We start from the raw sequence: 17,392 nt of genomic DNA, 5'->3' as shown, positions 1-17,392 counted from the left end.
AGAAATAATACCCACCTAATAATTAGGTGGGTATTATTTTAAAAATTATTCAACATCTCTATTGTCTCTAACGTCCCTATCTCTTCCAAAGAAGGAAATTGCATAAACTCCTGCTATACCAACTAAAGAGTATACTATTCTTGAAAAAGTTGACATAGTTCCAAATAAAGCCGCTACTAAATCAAAATTAAAGAATCCTATAAGTCCCCAATTGATAGCTCCTATAACAACTAATACAAGTGCGGTAATATCTAAACCTCTCATATGTTACATCTCCTTTTATTATTTAATATGTTAATATACTTATATTTTTACCAACTAATTAAAAAATATAACTCATATTAAATAAAAAAGGCAATAATTTTATATTATAGGTAAATATAATAAATAAAATGTTATTTTTACAATATTTTAATGTAAATTTTTATATAAGAATATTTTATTTTTAAAATATAAATTTATTATAATCTTATATTTCTATCTACAGGTTGAAGTAAACAAATCATTGTAGAAGTACTTTGTACACCTTCTATTACTTGAAGTTTATCTGCTAATAATTTTTGGAGATGAGAAATATTTTTACAGATTACTTTTAAAAATATAGAATAGTCTCCAGTTGTATAGTATAATTCTACTACTTCAGGCACTTCTTTTAATTTTTCTGCAACATAACTTAGAAATGAAGCTTTTTCTAGATTAATTCCAACAAAAGAGCATATATCATAACCTAATTTAGCCTCATCTATTAGAAGTTTTGAACCTTTAATTAGATTCATCTCTTCCATTTTTTTTATTCGTACATGTATAGTACCACCGCTTACATGGCATCTTCTTGCTATTTCTAAATATGGAGTTCGAGAGTCTTCAATAAGTATACTAAGTATTTGAAGGTCTAAAGTATCTAGGTCTTGGTTTTTATTTAAGTCCATAATATCACCTCTATTTTAAAGTATTACACCTAATCCTACTTATTATTATACAAAATTCTTTAAATACTTGTTGATATATTTTTAAAAATATAGAATAATATATAGAGTAGACCTAATTGTTAAAGGGGGGAATATAGAATGCCAAGTTGGGTGATATACGGATTAAAGTTATTAGCTTTTTCCTTTGTAGTAATTATAGTCTATAATGTTTTAAAAATTTATTTACTTGAAAAGTTTAGACCAAATAAGTGGATAATATTTGCGTTAGCTATAGCAATTTTAACTACACCATCTATGATTAAACCAGGATTTAATCAAACTCCTTTAGGATATGTTGTATCTGGTGTGTTTGTTATATTGTTTTTATGGTTTATAGACTTATTTAATGCAGATAGAATTAAAATCAAAAATTCTAAAAATGAAGTAAAGATTAGACCTAAGGCAAAGCCAAATAGGGTAAAAAACAAAGGGAAAAAGAATTAGAAAAGTACATACTAAAGTATGTGAAAAACATGTAGTGTAATATATGCTACATGTTTTTTATTTATAGTTTAAATATATTTTTTTAAATAATAACATAGGTTTATTATTTAATGATATACTATAACAAAGAGGTGATGTTTTGGGACGTAGAAATAGTTTTAGAGGAAAAGTTAAAGAACCAACAGACTTTAGTTATTTAATTAGTAAACCTGAAGAAAAAGAGGATAATGAAGATAAAAAAAACAATGAAGATAAAGACATGTTTATAGAAAAAGAAAAAAAAGAGGATTAAAAAATCTTCTTTTTTTGTTGCGGAAATATAAAATTAATTATAGAATGAATATTAAGTAAATTATAAAAGTTAAGAAAATAAAATTAATGTCCAAGCATTATTATTAAGTAGAAGTTAAATTATATATTTATCAAATAATACTATTAAAAGGAGTCTATTTTAATAATATATAATCACTAAGTAATTAGTGAATTTGAAAAATTTATAAGGTAAGGACAAATATTATCAAGATTATACTATTATATATGATTACTTACTATAATATATAAATCCAAGGAGGAGCTATAATGAAAAATTTGAAGATGTATTGTACTAACTGTAAAAGAGAATATCCTATACAGCATGTCCATCCAAGATGTATGCTATGTAATGAACCATTAGAAGTTCAAAGTGTATCCCAGGGGAAAATAAAAGAAGGAAATCCTTTAACTCAGACTATATTGGAAAGGTATTCAGATTTTTTTCCTTTCAATGATATAAATAATGATTTATCTTTAAATGAAGGTTTTACTTCTTTAGTATCTTCAAAAAAACTTGCAAGTAAGATTGGAATTAAAAATATATATTTTAAAAATGAAAGTGAAAATCCTACATGGTCATTTAAAGATAGAGGAACTCTTTTGGGAATTCAACATGCCTATAGTTTAGGATATAAGAAGGTTGGAGCAGTTTCTACAGGTAACATGGCAGTATCAGTGGCAGCTTATGGAAAGAGAGCAGGTTTTGAAACATTTATTTTGGTAAGTAAAACTATTCCAGAAGAAAAGTTAAATCCAGTAGCCATATATGGGGCTAATTTAATAAAGGTAGATGGAGATTATGGAAATCTATATTATGAAAGTTTAAAAATAGGAGAAAAACAAGGAATATATTTTATAAATTCAGATGTTACTTATAGAGTGGAAGGGTCAAAGACAATAGCCTTTGAGATATGTGAGCAATTAAAATATGATGTACCAGAATATGTTATAGTTCCTACTAGTGCAGGTGGAAATATAAGAGGGATATTAAAAGGTTTTGAAGAGTTTAAACAGGTAGGAATTATAAATAAAATACCTAAGATGATATGTGCTCAGGCAGCAGGATGTAGTCCTATATACAATGCTTTTATAAAAAATACTGATACCGTTAAAAGGGTTATAGAACATGAGACAATAGCCCATGGAATAGAGAATCCATTTCCACCAAGCGGTAATCAAGTTCTTAGAAAATTAAGGAAAAATGGAGGAATATGTATTTCTGTAACAGATGAAGAAATTATTAACGCACAAAAGGAATTGGCACAGGAAGGAATATTTGGACAACCAGAGTCAGCAGTACCATTAGCATCAATTAAAAAATTAAAAAAGCAGGGATTTTTAAAAGAAACAGATAGTGTAGCATGTGTTGTCACAGGCAGTGGACTTAAATACACAAAAGTATTTGAAAAACATAATCTAAAAGCTTACGAGTGTAATATAGAGAAATTAAATTTTTTTATAAGAAATAATTTTAAATGATATTTAAAAAGTATTAATAATGAAGTTTTCAGTTAAAATAATAATATAAAACCCCTCCCTATAAATTTAGGAGGGGTTTTATGAATTTTTTAAATAAAAAAAATTTCATAAATCAACAAAATTGTGGAATTTAGATTATAGATAATAAGTATATTTATGATATAGTTGTATATAAGGACATAATTTTTAAAATAGACTTTAAATTTGGGGATAAATGTTGTTTTATAAATTATTTTATACTTAAATAAAATAAGGATTCAAAATTAAAATTTTTAAATTTAAAGTACAGATAAAAATAATTTATATTATAAAAACAAATGCTCTTATAGCAAAAAATAAATTTTGTTTTTAATTAAGATATTAAAGTAAAAAAGCAGGAAAATAACATTATTTGTTAAATAATATAAAGATATAAAAAGGGGGTGAATTTTAATGAGATTAGTTTTAAAAGGGGAATAATCTCATTAAAGGTTTTTATGAGTATAATAGATATGCATTGTGACACTATTTATAAATTAATGGCAGATGAGAGTATTGGCTTAAGGGAAAATAATATATCTATAGATTTAAAAAAATTAAAGAAAGCAAATTCTAAAGCACAGTTTTTTGCAATGTTCATTGATAAATCAGAACATAGTAATGTATTAAAAAGATTTTATAGTATGGTAGATAAATTTTTAATTGAAATTCATAAAAATAAAGATTATATTTCTTTGGCTAAAAACTATAATGAAATGAATGAAAATTTTTTGCAAGATAAGATATCGGCATTTTTAACTATAGAAGAAGGTGCTGCACTAGAAGGAAATATAGAAAACTTAGAAAAATTCTATGATTTAGGGGTGAGACTTATAACTTTAACTTGGAATTACCCCAATGAAATAGGATATCCAAATACTCAAGAGAATTATATGAAAAATGGATTAACTGAATTTGGGATAGAAGTAGTTGAAAAAATGAATAAACTTGGCATGATAATAGATGTTTCACATCTTTCAGATGAAGGATTTTATGATGTAGCCAAGTATTCAAACAAACCTTTTGTAGCATCTCATTCAGATGCTAGATTTATTAAAAATCATCCGAGGAATTTAACAGATCATATGATAAAAATATTATCAGAAAGTGGTGGAGTTATGGGGATAAACTTTTCAAGTAACTTTTTAGGTAATAGTAAAGTAAGTAAAATAGAGGATATGATTACTCATATAAAACATATTAAAAATGTGGGAGGAATTGATTGTATAGCTATTGGTACAGATTTCGATGGAATAGGTAATGAAGTAGAAATAAAGGATTTTGGAGAAATGGATAAATTAGTTATTTCTTTGGAAAAAAACAGTTTTTCTCAGGGTGAAATAGAAAAAATATTAAATAAAAATGCAGAAAGAGTAATTAAAGATACTTTAAAATAAGTTAAAAATAAATAATTTATTAGGAAAGATATAAATGTAAAATTAAAAATATAAAAAATAATTGTTTAAAGTAGTATTTAGAGAATAAAATTATAGAAGGATGGTTAATAAAAATGAGTAATAGGGATGGTGTTTTTGACGTAGGAATATTTTCATGGTTTGGGTATATGATGCCACTTCCAGAAAGATTAAAGTTAATAAAAGAGGTGGGGTTTGATTCAGTTATTATATGGTGGGAAGATGAGCTAGGAGATAAAGTTATTAAAAAGGAAGATATGCCTAAGATGGTAGAAGATTTTGGGTTGAAATTTGAAAATATACATGCTCCTTTTTGTGGATGTAATGATATTTGGGGAAAGGATAAAGATGCAAAAAAGAAGTTTGTAGAAAATAATATAAGATGGATTGAAGATTGTAAAAAGTATAATATTGATACTATGGTTATGCATGTAACTGAACTTTGTAAAATAAAAAAGCCAAATGATTCTGGTTTAGAGTGCGTTGAAAAAATAGTAAAAGCTGCTGAGAAAAATAATATAAAGTTGGCTATTGAAAATACTGATAGTAGTTTTATAGTCAATTATATTTTATCAAATATACACTCTGATAATCTAGGGTTGTGTTTTGATACATCCCATTTCAATATATGCAAATCATGGTTTAATGAGTATACTAATTTATTAAAATTATATCCAAATAAATTATTTGCAACACATATATCTGACAATGATGGGGATAATGATAGACATTGGGTTCCTTTTGATGGGATTATAGAATGGAAAGAAATAAAAGATACTTTTCCGCTAAGGTCATTTAAAGAAAGTTTATGTTTAGAAGTTGTAAAAGGTGAACAAGATAAGTTTAAAAATCCAAAAGAGTTTTTAGAAAAGGCTTATTCTAGGATTTCTAAGCTAAATAGATATTTTTCAAAATAATGTTTAAAAATGAATATAATCAATATATTTAAGTAAATAAACAATGGAAAAACATTATTGAAAGGGTGAATGTGCTATATGAAACTTAAGGGAAAAAGGGCAATAATGCTTGCAGAGGAGAACTATGATGATTTAGAACTTTGGTATCCAGTGTTAAGGCTTAGAGAAGATGGTTGTGAGGTTGTAATTGTAGGCAGTGGATCAAGTAAATTATATACAGGAAAGTATAAAACTACAGTGAATATAGATAAAAACGTAGATGAAATTTCAGCTAAAGAATTTGATGTGCTTTTAGTACCAGGAGGTTGGGCACCAGATAAGCTTAGAAGATATGAAAGTGTAAAAAGATTAGTTAGGGATTTTATGGCTCAGGGTAAACTCATTGCAACTATATGTCACGGTGGTTGGGTATTTATTTCCGCGGGTATTTTAAAAGGGTTTAGAATGACCTGTGTAAATGCCATTATAGATGATATTAAAAATGCAGGAGCAGAGTATGTTGATAAAGAGGTTGTAGTAGATAGAAATTTAATTACTTCTAGAACTCCGAAGGATTTACCAGCATTTATGAGAGAGATAATAAAGTATTTAAGTAACTAAATATTAAGTAATTATATATAAAATTAGGTAGTGATAAAAACTACCTATTTTTTATTAGCATACTTAATTAAAATAAATGGATAAAATTTTATAATTTCCCACATAATTTTAGTCATATATTAAGTACAAGCTTAGTATATTTATTAATGTACTAATGTTAATAAGTTGGGAGGCAATTTTATGGATAATAAATTGTTTATAAAGATATATTATAATGCAGAAGGGAAAAATTTAAATGAAATCACTTCAAAGTATCTAATTGGGGGAGGATTTTATAATAAAGAAGGTGGACATTTTACATTTAAAGCTAGAGACTTAAGTGAAGCAAAGGATATTGCAAGGGATATTTCTTGTAAAAATGCATTAAAGAATTTAAACTTTTTATTATTACCGGATAACATAGAGTAAAGCATTTATAAAGAGTAATGTTAAGATAAATAATTGATATTGTCTTATTTTAAGGAGATAATATCAATTATTTTTATTTAAGTTTTTATTAACATAAATTATAATATATGCTACTATATGGGTATAAAGTTTAATAGTTTGTGGAGGAGTGGAGTTAATGAGGCATGATAAGAAAAAGATTATAATAAGTATTATCTTCGGAATTTTAGTTTCAAGCTTTTTAAATTGTGAAAAGGCGCATGCCCTAGGAGAATTTGATATAAAATCAAAAATTATATCAAAACCAATAAATGAGTATAAAGTACAGGTAGCACCAGGAGTAATTGAAAAAAGATATACCTTTGAGGATAATGAAGGGAAAAGGGTGGAAAGTTTTTTACTTGAGGTGGACACTAAATATCCTAAAGTTAGTATAAAAGCTGGTACTTCCGGGGATGGACAAGTATGGGGAAAGCAAACAGTTAAAAATCAAGCAAAGGCATATATAGTTTCTAATAAGAAGATAGTTGCAGGTGTTAATGCGGATTTTTATGATATGAGTACTGGACAGCCTATTGGCATAGTTTATAAAGATGGTAAGGTAATTAAAAAAATAAAGGATAAGACATATACAAGATTTTTTGGTATATGTAAAGATAACACTCCTATAATAGGAGATATTTCTAATTATAATAGTGTTAAGGGAAATTTAATGGAAGCTTTAGGTGGAAATGCTATTTTAGTAAAGAATGGTAAAGTTAATGAAACACCTAAAACCGGAGGAAATAAGGAACCTAGAACTGCAGTGGGAATAAAAAGAGATGGTAAGGTTATATTCGTTACTATTGATGGAAGACAGGAACCTTATTCAGCAGGCATATCCATGAATGATTTAGCAGAGTTTATGATAGGATTAGGGGTTGTAGATGCATTAAATTTAGATGGGGGAGGATCATCTACTTTTGTATCAAAAGTCCCGGGAAATAATAATTTACAAGTGAAGAATAAACCTTCAGATGGTAGTGAAAGGGCAGTGGCCAATTCATGGCTTATTGAATCAAAAGTGAAGTCTGATGGCAAATTTAAATCTGCTTATATAGAGCCCTATGATAAAAGTTTTACTCCAAATTCTAAGATAAATTTTTCTGTAAAAGGGAAGGATTTATCAGGAGATATAGTACCTATTCCACAGGAAGGGTTGAAATGGTTAATATCTGATAATTCCTTTGGAACTATTGATGAAAAAGGAATATTTATTTCTAGTGGAAAAGAAGGTCAATTTACTGTTAAATTAATTTATAATGGAGTAGAGGTGGGAAGTACATATGTTGAGATTACTACTCCTAACGAAATATATTTTGAAAGTAGTACATTAAGTATAAAAAAGAAATCTAAAAAAAAATTGAGCCCTATAGTGCGTTATGATGGTAGAGATGTTATATGGAAAAAGGGAGATATTATTTTTAATGTCCCTGAAAGAATAGGGTGCGTAGATGAGGATGGAGTTTTATATGTGGTAAATAATAATGTTAATGACAAAATTGTGGCAAAAATTAAAAATAATAATATATCAGCCAGTATAAATATAAATGTAGGACAAGGAGATGTGATTGTAGAAGATTTTGAAAAGGGTATAGGCAAATGGTATATAAACACTGCATCAAGGGGAGAGAAAGGTTCCCTTAGCATAGCTTTAAAGGGAAAAGAGCCTGTGAAATCTGGAGACCGTTCATTAAAGATAAATTTTGATTTTACTAAGGGTAATAAAAAGTCTACATTAGGGGTATATGCTGCACCAGGTGAAGTTTTAAATCTTCAAGGGATGCCTAAAAATATAGGAATGTGGATTTATGGTACAAATGAGTCAAAAGGGTATTGGCTAAGGATGGCTGTAGTAGATAGTAGGGGAAACACTAAAAACATGAATATAACAAATGAAAATGGTATAGATTGGATAGGGTGGAAATATGTAAAGGTTGAAATACCATCTAGCGCAATAAATGAGTTAAGCATTGATAAAAATCAAGGAATACGAATACTATCAGTAAACTCAGGAGATAAGGGCCCAATGACGAAAGGTAGTATTTATGTAGACGATATAATGGCTATTTATTCTGAAAGTGAAATAACAAACCCAGATGAAATAAGAAAGAAGTTTAAGAAATTTTTACTACTACTTTTATTAGAAGTTTAGTAAGATATTGGATATGTTTACAGATAAACATATCCAATATCTTATTAAATAGATTAAGACATTCCTATAATCATTCCAACAAGGTAAGGTATTAACCAAATAAACCACACTGTTATACTAAATTTATGGAAAGTAGCTTTTTTATTCTCATCTTTTTTATACAATACCCAAGTTGCCCATAATGCATGAAAAAGCATTAAAATAATAGCTAAGGTTCCAGTTAGTCCATGTATGGCAAGTTGAGCATGGGAAATTGTCACACTATTTGAGTTTGCTATTTTTTCCATAGTCAATGTGCCTGTGGTATCAAAAATTAATCCTACCCAGAAAGTTACAGTATGCCAAATTTTTAATGTATTAGATCTTCTTTCGGACCATACTCCTATAGTATAAAACACTAGAGCTAAGGTTATTAAAACTATTGCTAAAATTAAATCTTCACTCATATTAATCTTCTCCTTTTATTTTATCTCTTGTTTTTAATAAGTTGTTTTTAAGATCTATAATTTCTTCATCAGTAAAGTTACTAAAAATCTTATCAAAACTTTTATTAATTTCCTCTCTAAATTCTTTTGCAAATATTAACCCTTTATCTGAAAAAGTGACATAGGTATTTCGTTTATCATTTGTATCTTTTATTTTTGTTACATAGCCAGAATGTTCTAATCTTTTTACTATACCAGATACAGTTCCTTTAGCTAATGACATTTCATTGCATAGTTGAGATATATTAACTTGTCTATTATGTGCAATTAATTTAATTACCATAATTTGTTGGTGAGTGAAACCACTATTTTTCAAATTATTACTAACTATTTGCATAGTACTTGCATATATTTCTTTTATGAGCATGGCTATTTCAAAAGAATTATATTTCATATTATTATCCTCCAAATTACTTTTTTAATTAACAATTAGTTTCCATGCAAATTATTTTATTGCAAAGAAGAAATGATGTCAACAAACAATATTTGGTATTGTTCTATTATTAAGCTTTATTAGGGAAAGATAATATAAAGAAGATTTTTTAAGTTAAATCCAAAAAATGTGTGTATTCTTTATTAATACACACACTTTTTATAATTACTATATTAAATAGGGAGTTTTAAACTCTTAAAAAATTATAAATGATTAACTTTTATTAAGGTTTAGCTGCATCCTGTAGTTGAACCGCAATCTAAACAAACCATACAAGTTCCGTTTTGAACCATTCTTGTACTTGAACAATTAGGACAACAGGTTTCATAAACTCTATGTCCTATTATTTTTTCACCGCGGAAACTTTCATGAATTTCTTCATTTGAATTTTCTACTTCCTCTAATTTATCTGTAACTATTTGATCTTTTAAGATATCAGATGTATATAATATACTTTGTTTATTTGTAAATCTATCATAATTTTCTGGTTTAACTTGGCATCTTAAAAAATCACCAAGTTCAATATCAATTACTTTACTTATTAAATCTGAGATAGATGTTACATATTTTATATACGGATGTTTTTGTACAAATCCATAAGGCTCGTATTTTTGACCTCTCAGCATTCTTGAAATATCCTGTGGTGGTACATGATATTGGAGCATAACTGAAATAGATTTTGAAAGAGAATTTAAAAGTCCCATTATTATAGTACCTTCTCTATCTGTGGTTATATATATTTCTGATATTTCTCCATTTTCTCTTCTATTTACTGTAGTATAAATTTTAACATCACTAATTTGAGCAGGGTGAGTAGTTCCTCTTCTGATTCCAATTGGTTTTTCACGTTTTGAATAAGTAATACCTTTTTGAAGTTCTTTGGTTTTATCTAAAAGCTGACTATAAGTTAAATCCTCTAATTTTAAATCTTTTTCTGAGCTTAAAGTTGTATTTAAAGGTTGACTTGCTTTAGAGCCATCTCTATATAATGTGATCCCCTTTATTCCTAACTTCCAAGAGGTTTTAATAACATCTTCAAAGTCTTTAACTGAGGCAGTTTTTGGAAGATTTACTGTTTTAGATATAGCTCCGGATATTAAAGGGGTTATAGCTGCAACCATATAAACATGACCAAGTGGTTCTATATATCTTTTACCGCTGCCACATTTATTGGCGGTATCAAATATAGCTAAATGTTCATCTTTTATATGTGGGGCCCCTTCTAATTTGCCATCTATTACTTTTTCATATTTAAAACCATTGCTTTCTACAGTTTCTTTTTGTAGTACATATTCTAATATATCTAGAATTTGATTTTTGGTATAACCAAGATTCTTTAAAGCAATTTTTATAATTGGATTTATAACCGTCATCATACCGCCGCCAGACAGCTTTTTATAAGCTATATGACTAAAAAATGGTTCTATAGAGGTAGAGCCACAGTCCATAGCAAATGATATAGTACCTGTAGGAGCTATTACGGAAACTTGGGCATTTCTATATCCAAATTTTTCTCCGCTTTCTAAAGCTTTATGCCAGCATTCTTTAAGCAGGTTACTTATGTCTTTAAACTCTATTTTATCTAATATACAATGATCAACTTCCACTGGTTTATAATCTAAATCTTCATAAGGTGAATCAGTTAAAGTTCCAGCCACTTTGCAATGATTTCTTATAACTTTTAGCATATGTTTTTTATTAATATTGTATTTTGGGAAAGTTCCGATTTCTTTTGCCATTAAAGATGATACATAGTAAGAATAACCCGTAAGTATTCCTATTAAAGCAGCAGATAGATTTCTAGCTTCTTTAGAATCATATGGATATCCAATAACCATCAGCAGTGAAGCTAAATTACTTATTCCAAGACCGGTGGTTCTAAATAAATAGGTTCTTCTTGCAATATCTTTAGTAGGAAATTGCCCCCAATGTATGGAAGATTCTAAAATTAATTGTACAAGACCTACAACATGAGTATATCCCAAAAGATCTATATTTTTTTCTTTGTGGTTGTAGAATTTATATATATTTATAGAAGCAAGGTTACAAGATGTATTATCTAAAAAGGCATATTCACCACAAGGATTTGTAGAATTTATTTTATTATATTTATTATTTAATAGTCCATCTTCGCCAACAGGACAAGTGTGCCATGCATTAAAAGTATCCGAAAACTGTGGAGCTGGATCAGCACATTGCCAAGCGGAATTATTAAAAGTATCCCATAAAGTTTTTACTTTAATTTTTTTATTTAGGTTTTTATCTACACGACCTAAAAGATTTATTGTGGCATTAGGATCATTAGATAAATTTTCAACCTTTTTCATAAAATCATTTGAAAACCTTATTGAATTATTACTGTTTTGACCGGACACTGTTTCATATGCTTCCCCATCAATATCTGTATCATATCCCATTTTACCTAAAGCTCTAACCTTAGATTCTTCTTTAGCTTTCCAAGTTATAAAATCCATTATTTCAGGGTGGTCTACATCAAGACAAACCATTTTAGCAGCACGTCTTGTTGTACCACCTGATTTTATAGCCCCTGCATTTCTATCAAGCCCCTTTAGAAAACTCATAAGTCCAGAAGAAACTCCTCCTCCAGATAGTTTTTCGCCTATAGCCCTTATAGAAGAAAAATTAGTACCAGTGCCAGAACCTCCTTTAAATAGTTTTGTTTCAGTAACATAGTGCTCAGATATGGAGTGAGGTCCTAAAAGTTTATCTTCAATTGATAATATGAAACAAGCTGAAGCTTGAGTTTTTGAATAGTTATCTATACTTTCTACTACTTTATTTAAGGATTCATCGAAATAGTAATTTCCCTGTTTATTCCCCTTTATATTATACGAAAGGGCAAGGCCTGTATTAAACCACTGAGGGGAGTTTGGAGCGTACATTTGAGAAAGCAGGGCAAAAACCATTTCATCATAAAATACTTGTTTTTCCTCCTCGGATTTTATTATTTTTTCATCTAATAAGGCCTGAGTCCAAAAATTTACCATTCTATGGGCAACCATTTTCATGCTATTTTCATAACCATACTCATTTGGAATTCCTGTTTTTCTAAAATATTTGGAAGCTATAATATCACAGGCGTTTTGAGAATAATTATCTGGAAATTCTAAATCCTTCATATCCACTAGAACTTTCCCAGTTTTATGATCTTTTAAAAATACATCAACCTTTTTCCATTTAAATAAATCATAAACTGTTAGGTTTTTATTTTTTTCTAATTCTTTTGTATAGTATCTTTTAATTAAATTATGTATAGAAGTTATATTTTTTAAAAAGTCCATATTAAATCCTCCTTGTACAAAACAATACCTTTCTAGTATACAATATTTTCAGTAAATATAAAAGAGTTGATTTTTAGGATATATAGTGGTATATGAAAAATACATACACAATATATAGTATATACTAAGAGATAAAAAAAATCACACAAATTTTAAAAAAATAAATTTGAAATACATAAAATATATATGAAAATCTATTATTATCATTTATATTCTTTGCATAATAATAATAAATAAATACTTAAAGTATTAAACTTGACATTTAATTATATAGATAATAAGATAAAGAGGATTGAATACGTATACTATAATAAAAAATATTGATTAAGGTGATGAAAATATGAATATAACCCAGGAGGCTGATTATGCAATAAGAGCGGTATTAATTCTCGCAAAAGAAGGAGAGGGCGCTAAGTTAGATGCAAAAACTATTGCAGAAAGAGGATGCATACCATTAAGATTTTTGTTAAAGTTATTAAGAAAACTTATAAAAGATGGAATAATTAAATCTTTTAGAGGAGTAAATGGAGGCTATGTACTTTTAAAAAAAAGTAAGGACATAAATTTAAGAGAAGTTATAGAAGCTGTAGATGGACCTATAGCCATAAATAGGTGTTTAAAAAGTGATACTTTTTGTAATGTTAACAAGAGCTTTAAATGCACTGTTCATAAGCGTTTAGATAATGTCCAAAAACTTCTTATACAGGAGCTTGAAAAAATTAATTTTGAAGAATTAAAAAATGATTGACAGGTATCTTGTCCTATGTTAAAGTTATCCGGTAATATTAAAAAAGTATATTGGAGGAGATAACTATAGCATGGAAAAAGAAACTAATTTAAAGAAAGAATTGGGACTTTTTGTTGCCACTGCATTAGTTGCAGGTAATATGATTGGTTCAGGTGTATTTATGCTTCCATCAACTCTTGCTTTAAAATCAGGACCGGGAGCTACAATGATAGCATGGTTTGTTACAGGCATAGGATCTATATTTTTAGCACTATCCTTTGCTAAATTAGGATCAAAAATACCTAAGTCCGGTGGTCCTTATGAATACTCTAAGGTAGCATTTGGAGATTTCGTAGGTTTTTTAAATGCTTGGCTTTATTGGACAGCATCTTGGATTGGCAATGCTGCTATAATAACAGCAGTAGCTAGTTATTCAGGTAGTTTAATACCTGCCATAAAGAATAGCGGAGTTATTGCATTTTTATATACAAGTGCATTACTATGGTTATTTACTATTATAAATATTTTAGGTACAAAAAAAGCAGGAATAATTCAGACGGTTTTAACAATATTTAAACTTTTACTATTTTTAATATTTATAATAGTGGCAGCTTATCATTTTAATTCAGATTTTATAACACCTATATTTCCAGAAGGAAAAGGTGTATCTACGATACCAGCAGCGGCAGTTTCTACTCTGTGGGCTTTCACAGGTTTTGAAAGTTCAAGCGTGAATGCAGAAGAAATAAAAAATCCTAAAAGAAATGTAGGATTAAGTACTATACTTGGAATTTCTATTGCCATAATTGCCTACATGCTTATAAGTTTCTTTTCTATGGGAGCTATGTCTCAGGGAGATTTAGCACAAAAAACTTCTCCAATTGTGGATATAATGGCCCAGTATTTAGGTAAAGGTGTAATTAAATTTTTACTAATAGGGTCTATAATAAGTGTATTAGGTACTATAATTGGGTGGATATTAACTACAGCACGTATGTCATATGCTGTGGCTAGAGATGGGATTTTTCCAGGTGTATTTAAAAAAGTTCATCCTAAGTATAATACACCATATGTTTCTTTAATAATAAATGCAATACTCACTAATATATTGCTTTATATGAACTATAGTGAGTCACTACTATCAGCTTTTAATTTTATGATTTTACTTGCCACATTATCATATTTGCCAGTATATGCTCTAACTTCAGCTGCAGAGATACTTATATTAACTAAAAGAGAGAAAGATTTTACAGTAAGTAAATTTTTAAAGGGTGCATTAATTCCTCTTTTAGGATTTATATATGCTTTGTGGGCAATATATGGTGCTGGTGAGGAAGCTGTGTTTTATGGATTTTTACTAATGCTTTCAGGTGTGCCCTTTTATTTATATATGAAGATAAAAGGCGAATGTAAAAATTTAAATTCAATGCCCAAAAAAGAAATAGCATAAAGGATTAAATAAAAAATAAACTAGCTTAGTAATAAGATGTTTTCATTTTAAGCTAGTTTTTTAATAATAGCTATATTTAATTTTAAGGGAGGATTAATAAATAATCTTTCATCCTCCCTATAACTTAAAAACAATCCATTTTATAAAGTTTAAACATTTATATAAATAAAATTATATTAAAATAGGCTGTTTAACAATTACAACTACATTTAAATTCAGGCTGTGTTTCTTTATTATAACAACTTCTAACTTGGCCAACCCAATCTGCAAAGGTTTCTCTCCAGAAAACTCCATTAAAGAAACTTTCAATAGATTCGTCATCTTTTAAATTAAATCTTACAATATTAAATGGGGCAACACCTTGTTTTAAAGCACCACCGAAGTTGCTAGTAGTATTTACTCCATCTTCTACTAATAGCATAAGGGGCAAGCCTTGCTGATGTGCCATAGAGGGCTCCAATTGTAAATACGGACTGGTAAGCCAAAAGTTTTCAAATTCTAGTTCGTCAGGGGTATTAGGTCTTGCTACAGCATATTTTACCAATATCCTGCGAAATGAAACTGCTAAAAGCCCATAACTACTTATTACCATTTTTCTTATTGATGTTAATGGTGTTTCGGTATATTGATCAGAACGGCCTAGTGTTCGTGGAAATAATAAATTACACTTTGTTTGACTAATTATAGAATCTAAAAATCTTGTTTGTAAATCATTAAAAGGTCGAGAGTAGCTTAAAAATATGGGAACTTTATATAGTGGGTTAGAAGTTTCTTGTAATAGAGTAGAAGGGCTTGTACAATTAAGTGATTTATTTTCATTATTGGTATCCATTAATCATCACTCCCTTATATATACTATGAAATATATATATATAAGTTGATAAATTATAAATTTAATAATATATCTAGTTTATAAAATATTTCTTTTAGTTATTAATATCTAAGAGAGCTGTTTTAAATTTAAAGGCAAAATAGGCATAAAAAAATTGGTGATAAGTTTAATTTCACCAATTTTTCAATTAAAGAATTATTTTATACTACGTCCACCACTAAAATCACTTCTTGTTAATGGAGATACTTTAACAAAATCTCCAGTTCTTGGTGCATGTATATAACAGTTGTTACCAACGTATATACCTACATGATAGGCAGGGGAACCAAAGAAAACTAAATCACCTGCTTTAAGATTTTCTTTAGATACAGCACTACCCACACATTGTTGCTGTGATGATGTTCTTGGTAGATTAACCCCAAAGTGATTATAAACATATTTAACAAATCCTGAGCAGTCAAAGTTATTAGGACCATTTCCACCCCATTTGTATGGTGTTCCTATATAATTTGATGCATATGCAACAATACTATTTGAATATATGTTTGAAGCCCCTCTTGAAGGTACGGACTGAGGTACAGTATTTTTTATGTTTTGTATTTCAGATATTGCTATCTCAGTATAAGGATTAGATACACTAATTTCCGAAGCATAGGTACATTGGTGAGTATTAAGTTCTTTAATTAAATCTTCCTGTAGTTGCTTTTTTGCATTAAGATCACTTAATTTTTTTTCATTATGGGATTTTAAAGTTAATAATTTATTCTGATCTTTACTGAAAAGTTCTTTTTTATTTTTAATATTTTGTTTTTGGGTATTGAGATAAGAGGTATTTTTTTTATCTGTTTCTATGATTTTTTTTATTGTCTGTACTCTTGATATTAAATCACCTATGCTATGGGATTCTAATATTATATCAAAATAACTTTCAAAACCATGTACATACATAGCTCTAATTCTCTTATTAAATAGCTCATGATCTTTTTCTATATCTTTCTCTATTTTTTTAATATTTTCTTCTGATATTTTAATATCATTTTTTGTTTGGCATATTCTCTTGTTATTATCATCAATATTTTTAAGTATTTTTTCTATATGGTTGTCCATTTTTTCTATATTCAACTCTAGGGACTCTTTTTTCCTTTTAATTTCCTTTAAAGATCTTTTATCTTCTTCAATGTTTTGTATATTAGATTGTGTATTTTTAGATGAAGGTTTAGCTAAAACTGGAGTGGCAATATTTAAAGATAATCCTATTGCCATAATAATAGATACAAATTTTGTATTCATAAATACACCCCCAAAAAATTTAATTATATGTAATAAATATTACAAATATGCATAATAATTACTTAAATAATATTATACCATTATTTTCTAAATAAACTCAACATATTATTAAATATTATATGATTTTAGAATAAAATCT

17 protein-coding genes are annotated in these 17,392 nt (G+C 28.0%); 10 read left to right on the top strand and 7 right to left on the bottom strand.

Going from position 1 to position 17,392, the window contains the following annotated elements; genetic code table 11:
* Window positions 1-45 precede the first annotated feature (45 nt).
* Window positions 46-264: a DUF378 domain-containing protein gene (locus EJL03_RS12695; protein WP_125154342.1), complete on the bottom strand. Its 219-nt coding sequence runs from the start codon at window positions 262-264 to the stop codon at window positions 46-48.
* 197 nt (window positions 265-461) lie between these two features.
* Window positions 462-929: an Lrp/AsnC ligand binding domain-containing protein gene (locus EJL03_RS12690; protein ID WP_125154341.1), complete on the bottom strand. Its 468-nt coding sequence runs from the start codon at window positions 927-929 to the stop codon at window positions 462-464.
* A 138-nt stretch (window positions 930-1,067) separates the two neighbouring features.
* Between EJL03_RS12690 and EJL03_RS12685 the strand changes: the two genes are divergently transcribed.
* The 8 genes from EJL03_RS12685 (at window position 1,068) to EJL03_RS12655 (ending at window position 8,734) form a co-directional block, all read left to right on the top strand.
* Window positions 1,068-1,412: a hypothetical protein gene (locus EJL03_RS12685; RefSeq protein ID WP_125154340.1), complete on the top strand. Its 345-nt coding sequence runs from the start codon at window positions 1,068-1,070 to the stop codon at window positions 1,410-1,412.
* 139 nt (window positions 1,413-1,551) lie between these two features.
* Window positions 1,552-1,704, top strand: coding sequence for a hypothetical protein (locus EJL03_RS16120; RefSeq protein WP_164509078.1), 153 nt, complete (start codon window positions 1,552-1,554; stop codon window positions 1,702-1,704).
* Window positions 1,705-1,991: 287 nt separating this feature from the next.
* Window positions 1,992-3,203 (top strand): threonine synthase, encoded by a 1,212-nt coding sequence (thrC, locus tag EJL03_RS12680; protein WP_125154339.1) that lies wholly within the window; start codon window positions 1,992-1,994, stop codon window positions 3,201-3,203.
* A gap of 476 nt (window positions 3,204-3,679) precedes the next feature.
* Window positions 3,680-4,618 (top strand): dipeptidase, encoded by a 939-nt coding sequence (locus EJL03_RS12675; protein ID WP_125154338.1) that lies wholly within the window; start codon window positions 3,680-3,682, stop codon window positions 4,616-4,618.
* Window positions 4,619-4,731: 113 nt separating this feature from the next.
* Window positions 4,732-5,553, top strand: coding sequence for a sugar phosphate isomerase/epimerase family protein (locus EJL03_RS12670; protein WP_125154337.1), 822 nt, complete (start codon window positions 4,732-4,734; stop codon window positions 5,551-5,553).
* A gap of 78 nt (window positions 5,554-5,631) precedes the next feature.
* Window positions 5,632-6,153 (top strand): type 1 glutamine amidotransferase domain-containing protein, encoded by a 522-nt coding sequence (locus tag EJL03_RS12665; protein WP_164509077.1) that lies wholly within the window; start codon window positions 5,632-5,634, stop codon window positions 6,151-6,153.
* A 180-nt stretch (window positions 6,154-6,333) separates the two neighbouring features.
* Window positions 6,334-6,561, top strand: a complete 228-nt coding sequence (locus EJL03_RS12660) for a hypothetical protein (protein ID WP_125154335.1) — start codon at window positions 6,334-6,336, stop codon at window positions 6,559-6,561.
* Between the two features lie 157 nt (window positions 6,562-6,718).
* Window positions 6,719-8,734 (top strand): phosphodiester glycosidase family protein, encoded by a 2,016-nt coding sequence (locus tag EJL03_RS12655; protein ID WP_125154334.1) that lies wholly within the window; start codon window positions 6,719-6,721, stop codon window positions 8,732-8,734.
* 53 nt (window positions 8,735-8,787) lie between these two features.
* On the opposite strand, the gene EJL03_RS12650 is transcribed toward EJL03_RS12655, so the two are convergent.
* The 3 genes from EJL03_RS12650 to EJL03_RS12640 form a co-directional block, all read right to left on the bottom strand.
* Entirely contained in the window at window positions 8,788-9,180 is a 393-nt protein-coding gene (locus tag EJL03_RS12650; RefSeq protein WP_125154333.1) for an HsmA family protein, read from the bottom strand.
* Between the two features lies 1 nt (window position 9,181).
* Window positions 9,182-9,613: a MarR family winged helix-turn-helix transcriptional regulator gene (locus EJL03_RS12645; RefSeq protein WP_125154332.1), complete on the bottom strand. Its 432-nt coding sequence runs from the start codon at window positions 9,611-9,613 to the stop codon at window positions 9,182-9,184.
* A 269-nt stretch (window positions 9,614-9,882) separates the two neighbouring features.
* Entirely contained in the window at window positions 9,883-12,954 is a 3,072-nt protein-coding gene (locus EJL03_RS12640; RefSeq protein ID WP_423243350.1) for a vitamin B12-dependent ribonucleotide reductase, read from the bottom strand.
* A 340-nt stretch (window positions 12,955-13,294) separates the two neighbouring features.
* On the opposite strand from EJL03_RS12640, the gene EJL03_RS12635 reads away from it, so the two are divergent.
* On the top strand, window positions 13,295-13,702 hold the full coding sequence (locus EJL03_RS12635; protein ID WP_125154331.1) for an RrF2 family transcriptional regulator: 408 nt from the start codon (window positions 13,295-13,297) through the stop codon (window positions 13,700-13,702).
* Between the two features lie 70 nt (window positions 13,703-13,772).
* Window positions 13,773-15,131, top strand: coding sequence for an APC family permease (locus EJL03_RS12630; RefSeq protein WP_125154330.1), 1,359 nt, complete (start codon window positions 13,773-13,775; stop codon window positions 15,129-15,131).
* Between the two features lie 190 nt (window positions 15,132-15,321).
* Here the strand turns inward: EJL03_RS12630 and EJL03_RS12625 are convergent, their stop codons facing one another.
* The gene (locus EJL03_RS12625) at window positions 15,322-15,963 is read right to left on the bottom strand and encodes a hypothetical protein (protein WP_125154329.1); all 642 of its coding nucleotides are present in this window, start codon (window positions 15,961-15,963) and stop codon (window positions 15,322-15,324) included.
* A gap of 195 nt (window positions 15,964-16,158) precedes the next feature.
* Window positions 16,159-17,253 carry a C40 family peptidase gene (locus tag EJL03_RS12620; RefSeq protein WP_125154328.1) on the bottom strand — a complete coding sequence of 365 codons (1,095 nt, stop codon included), beginning with the start codon at window positions 17,251-17,253 and terminating at the stop codon, window positions 16,159-16,161.
* Window positions 17,254-17,392 lie beyond the last annotated feature (139 nt).

Origin of the sequence: Clostridium rectalis, from assembly GCF_900626095.1 — a bacterium.
Classification (GTDB): domain Bacteria; phylum Bacillota; class Clostridia; order Clostridiales; family Clostridiaceae; genus Clostridium_AS; species Clostridium_AS rectalis.
This window is presented reverse-complemented; position numbering and strand designations above follow the sequence as displayed.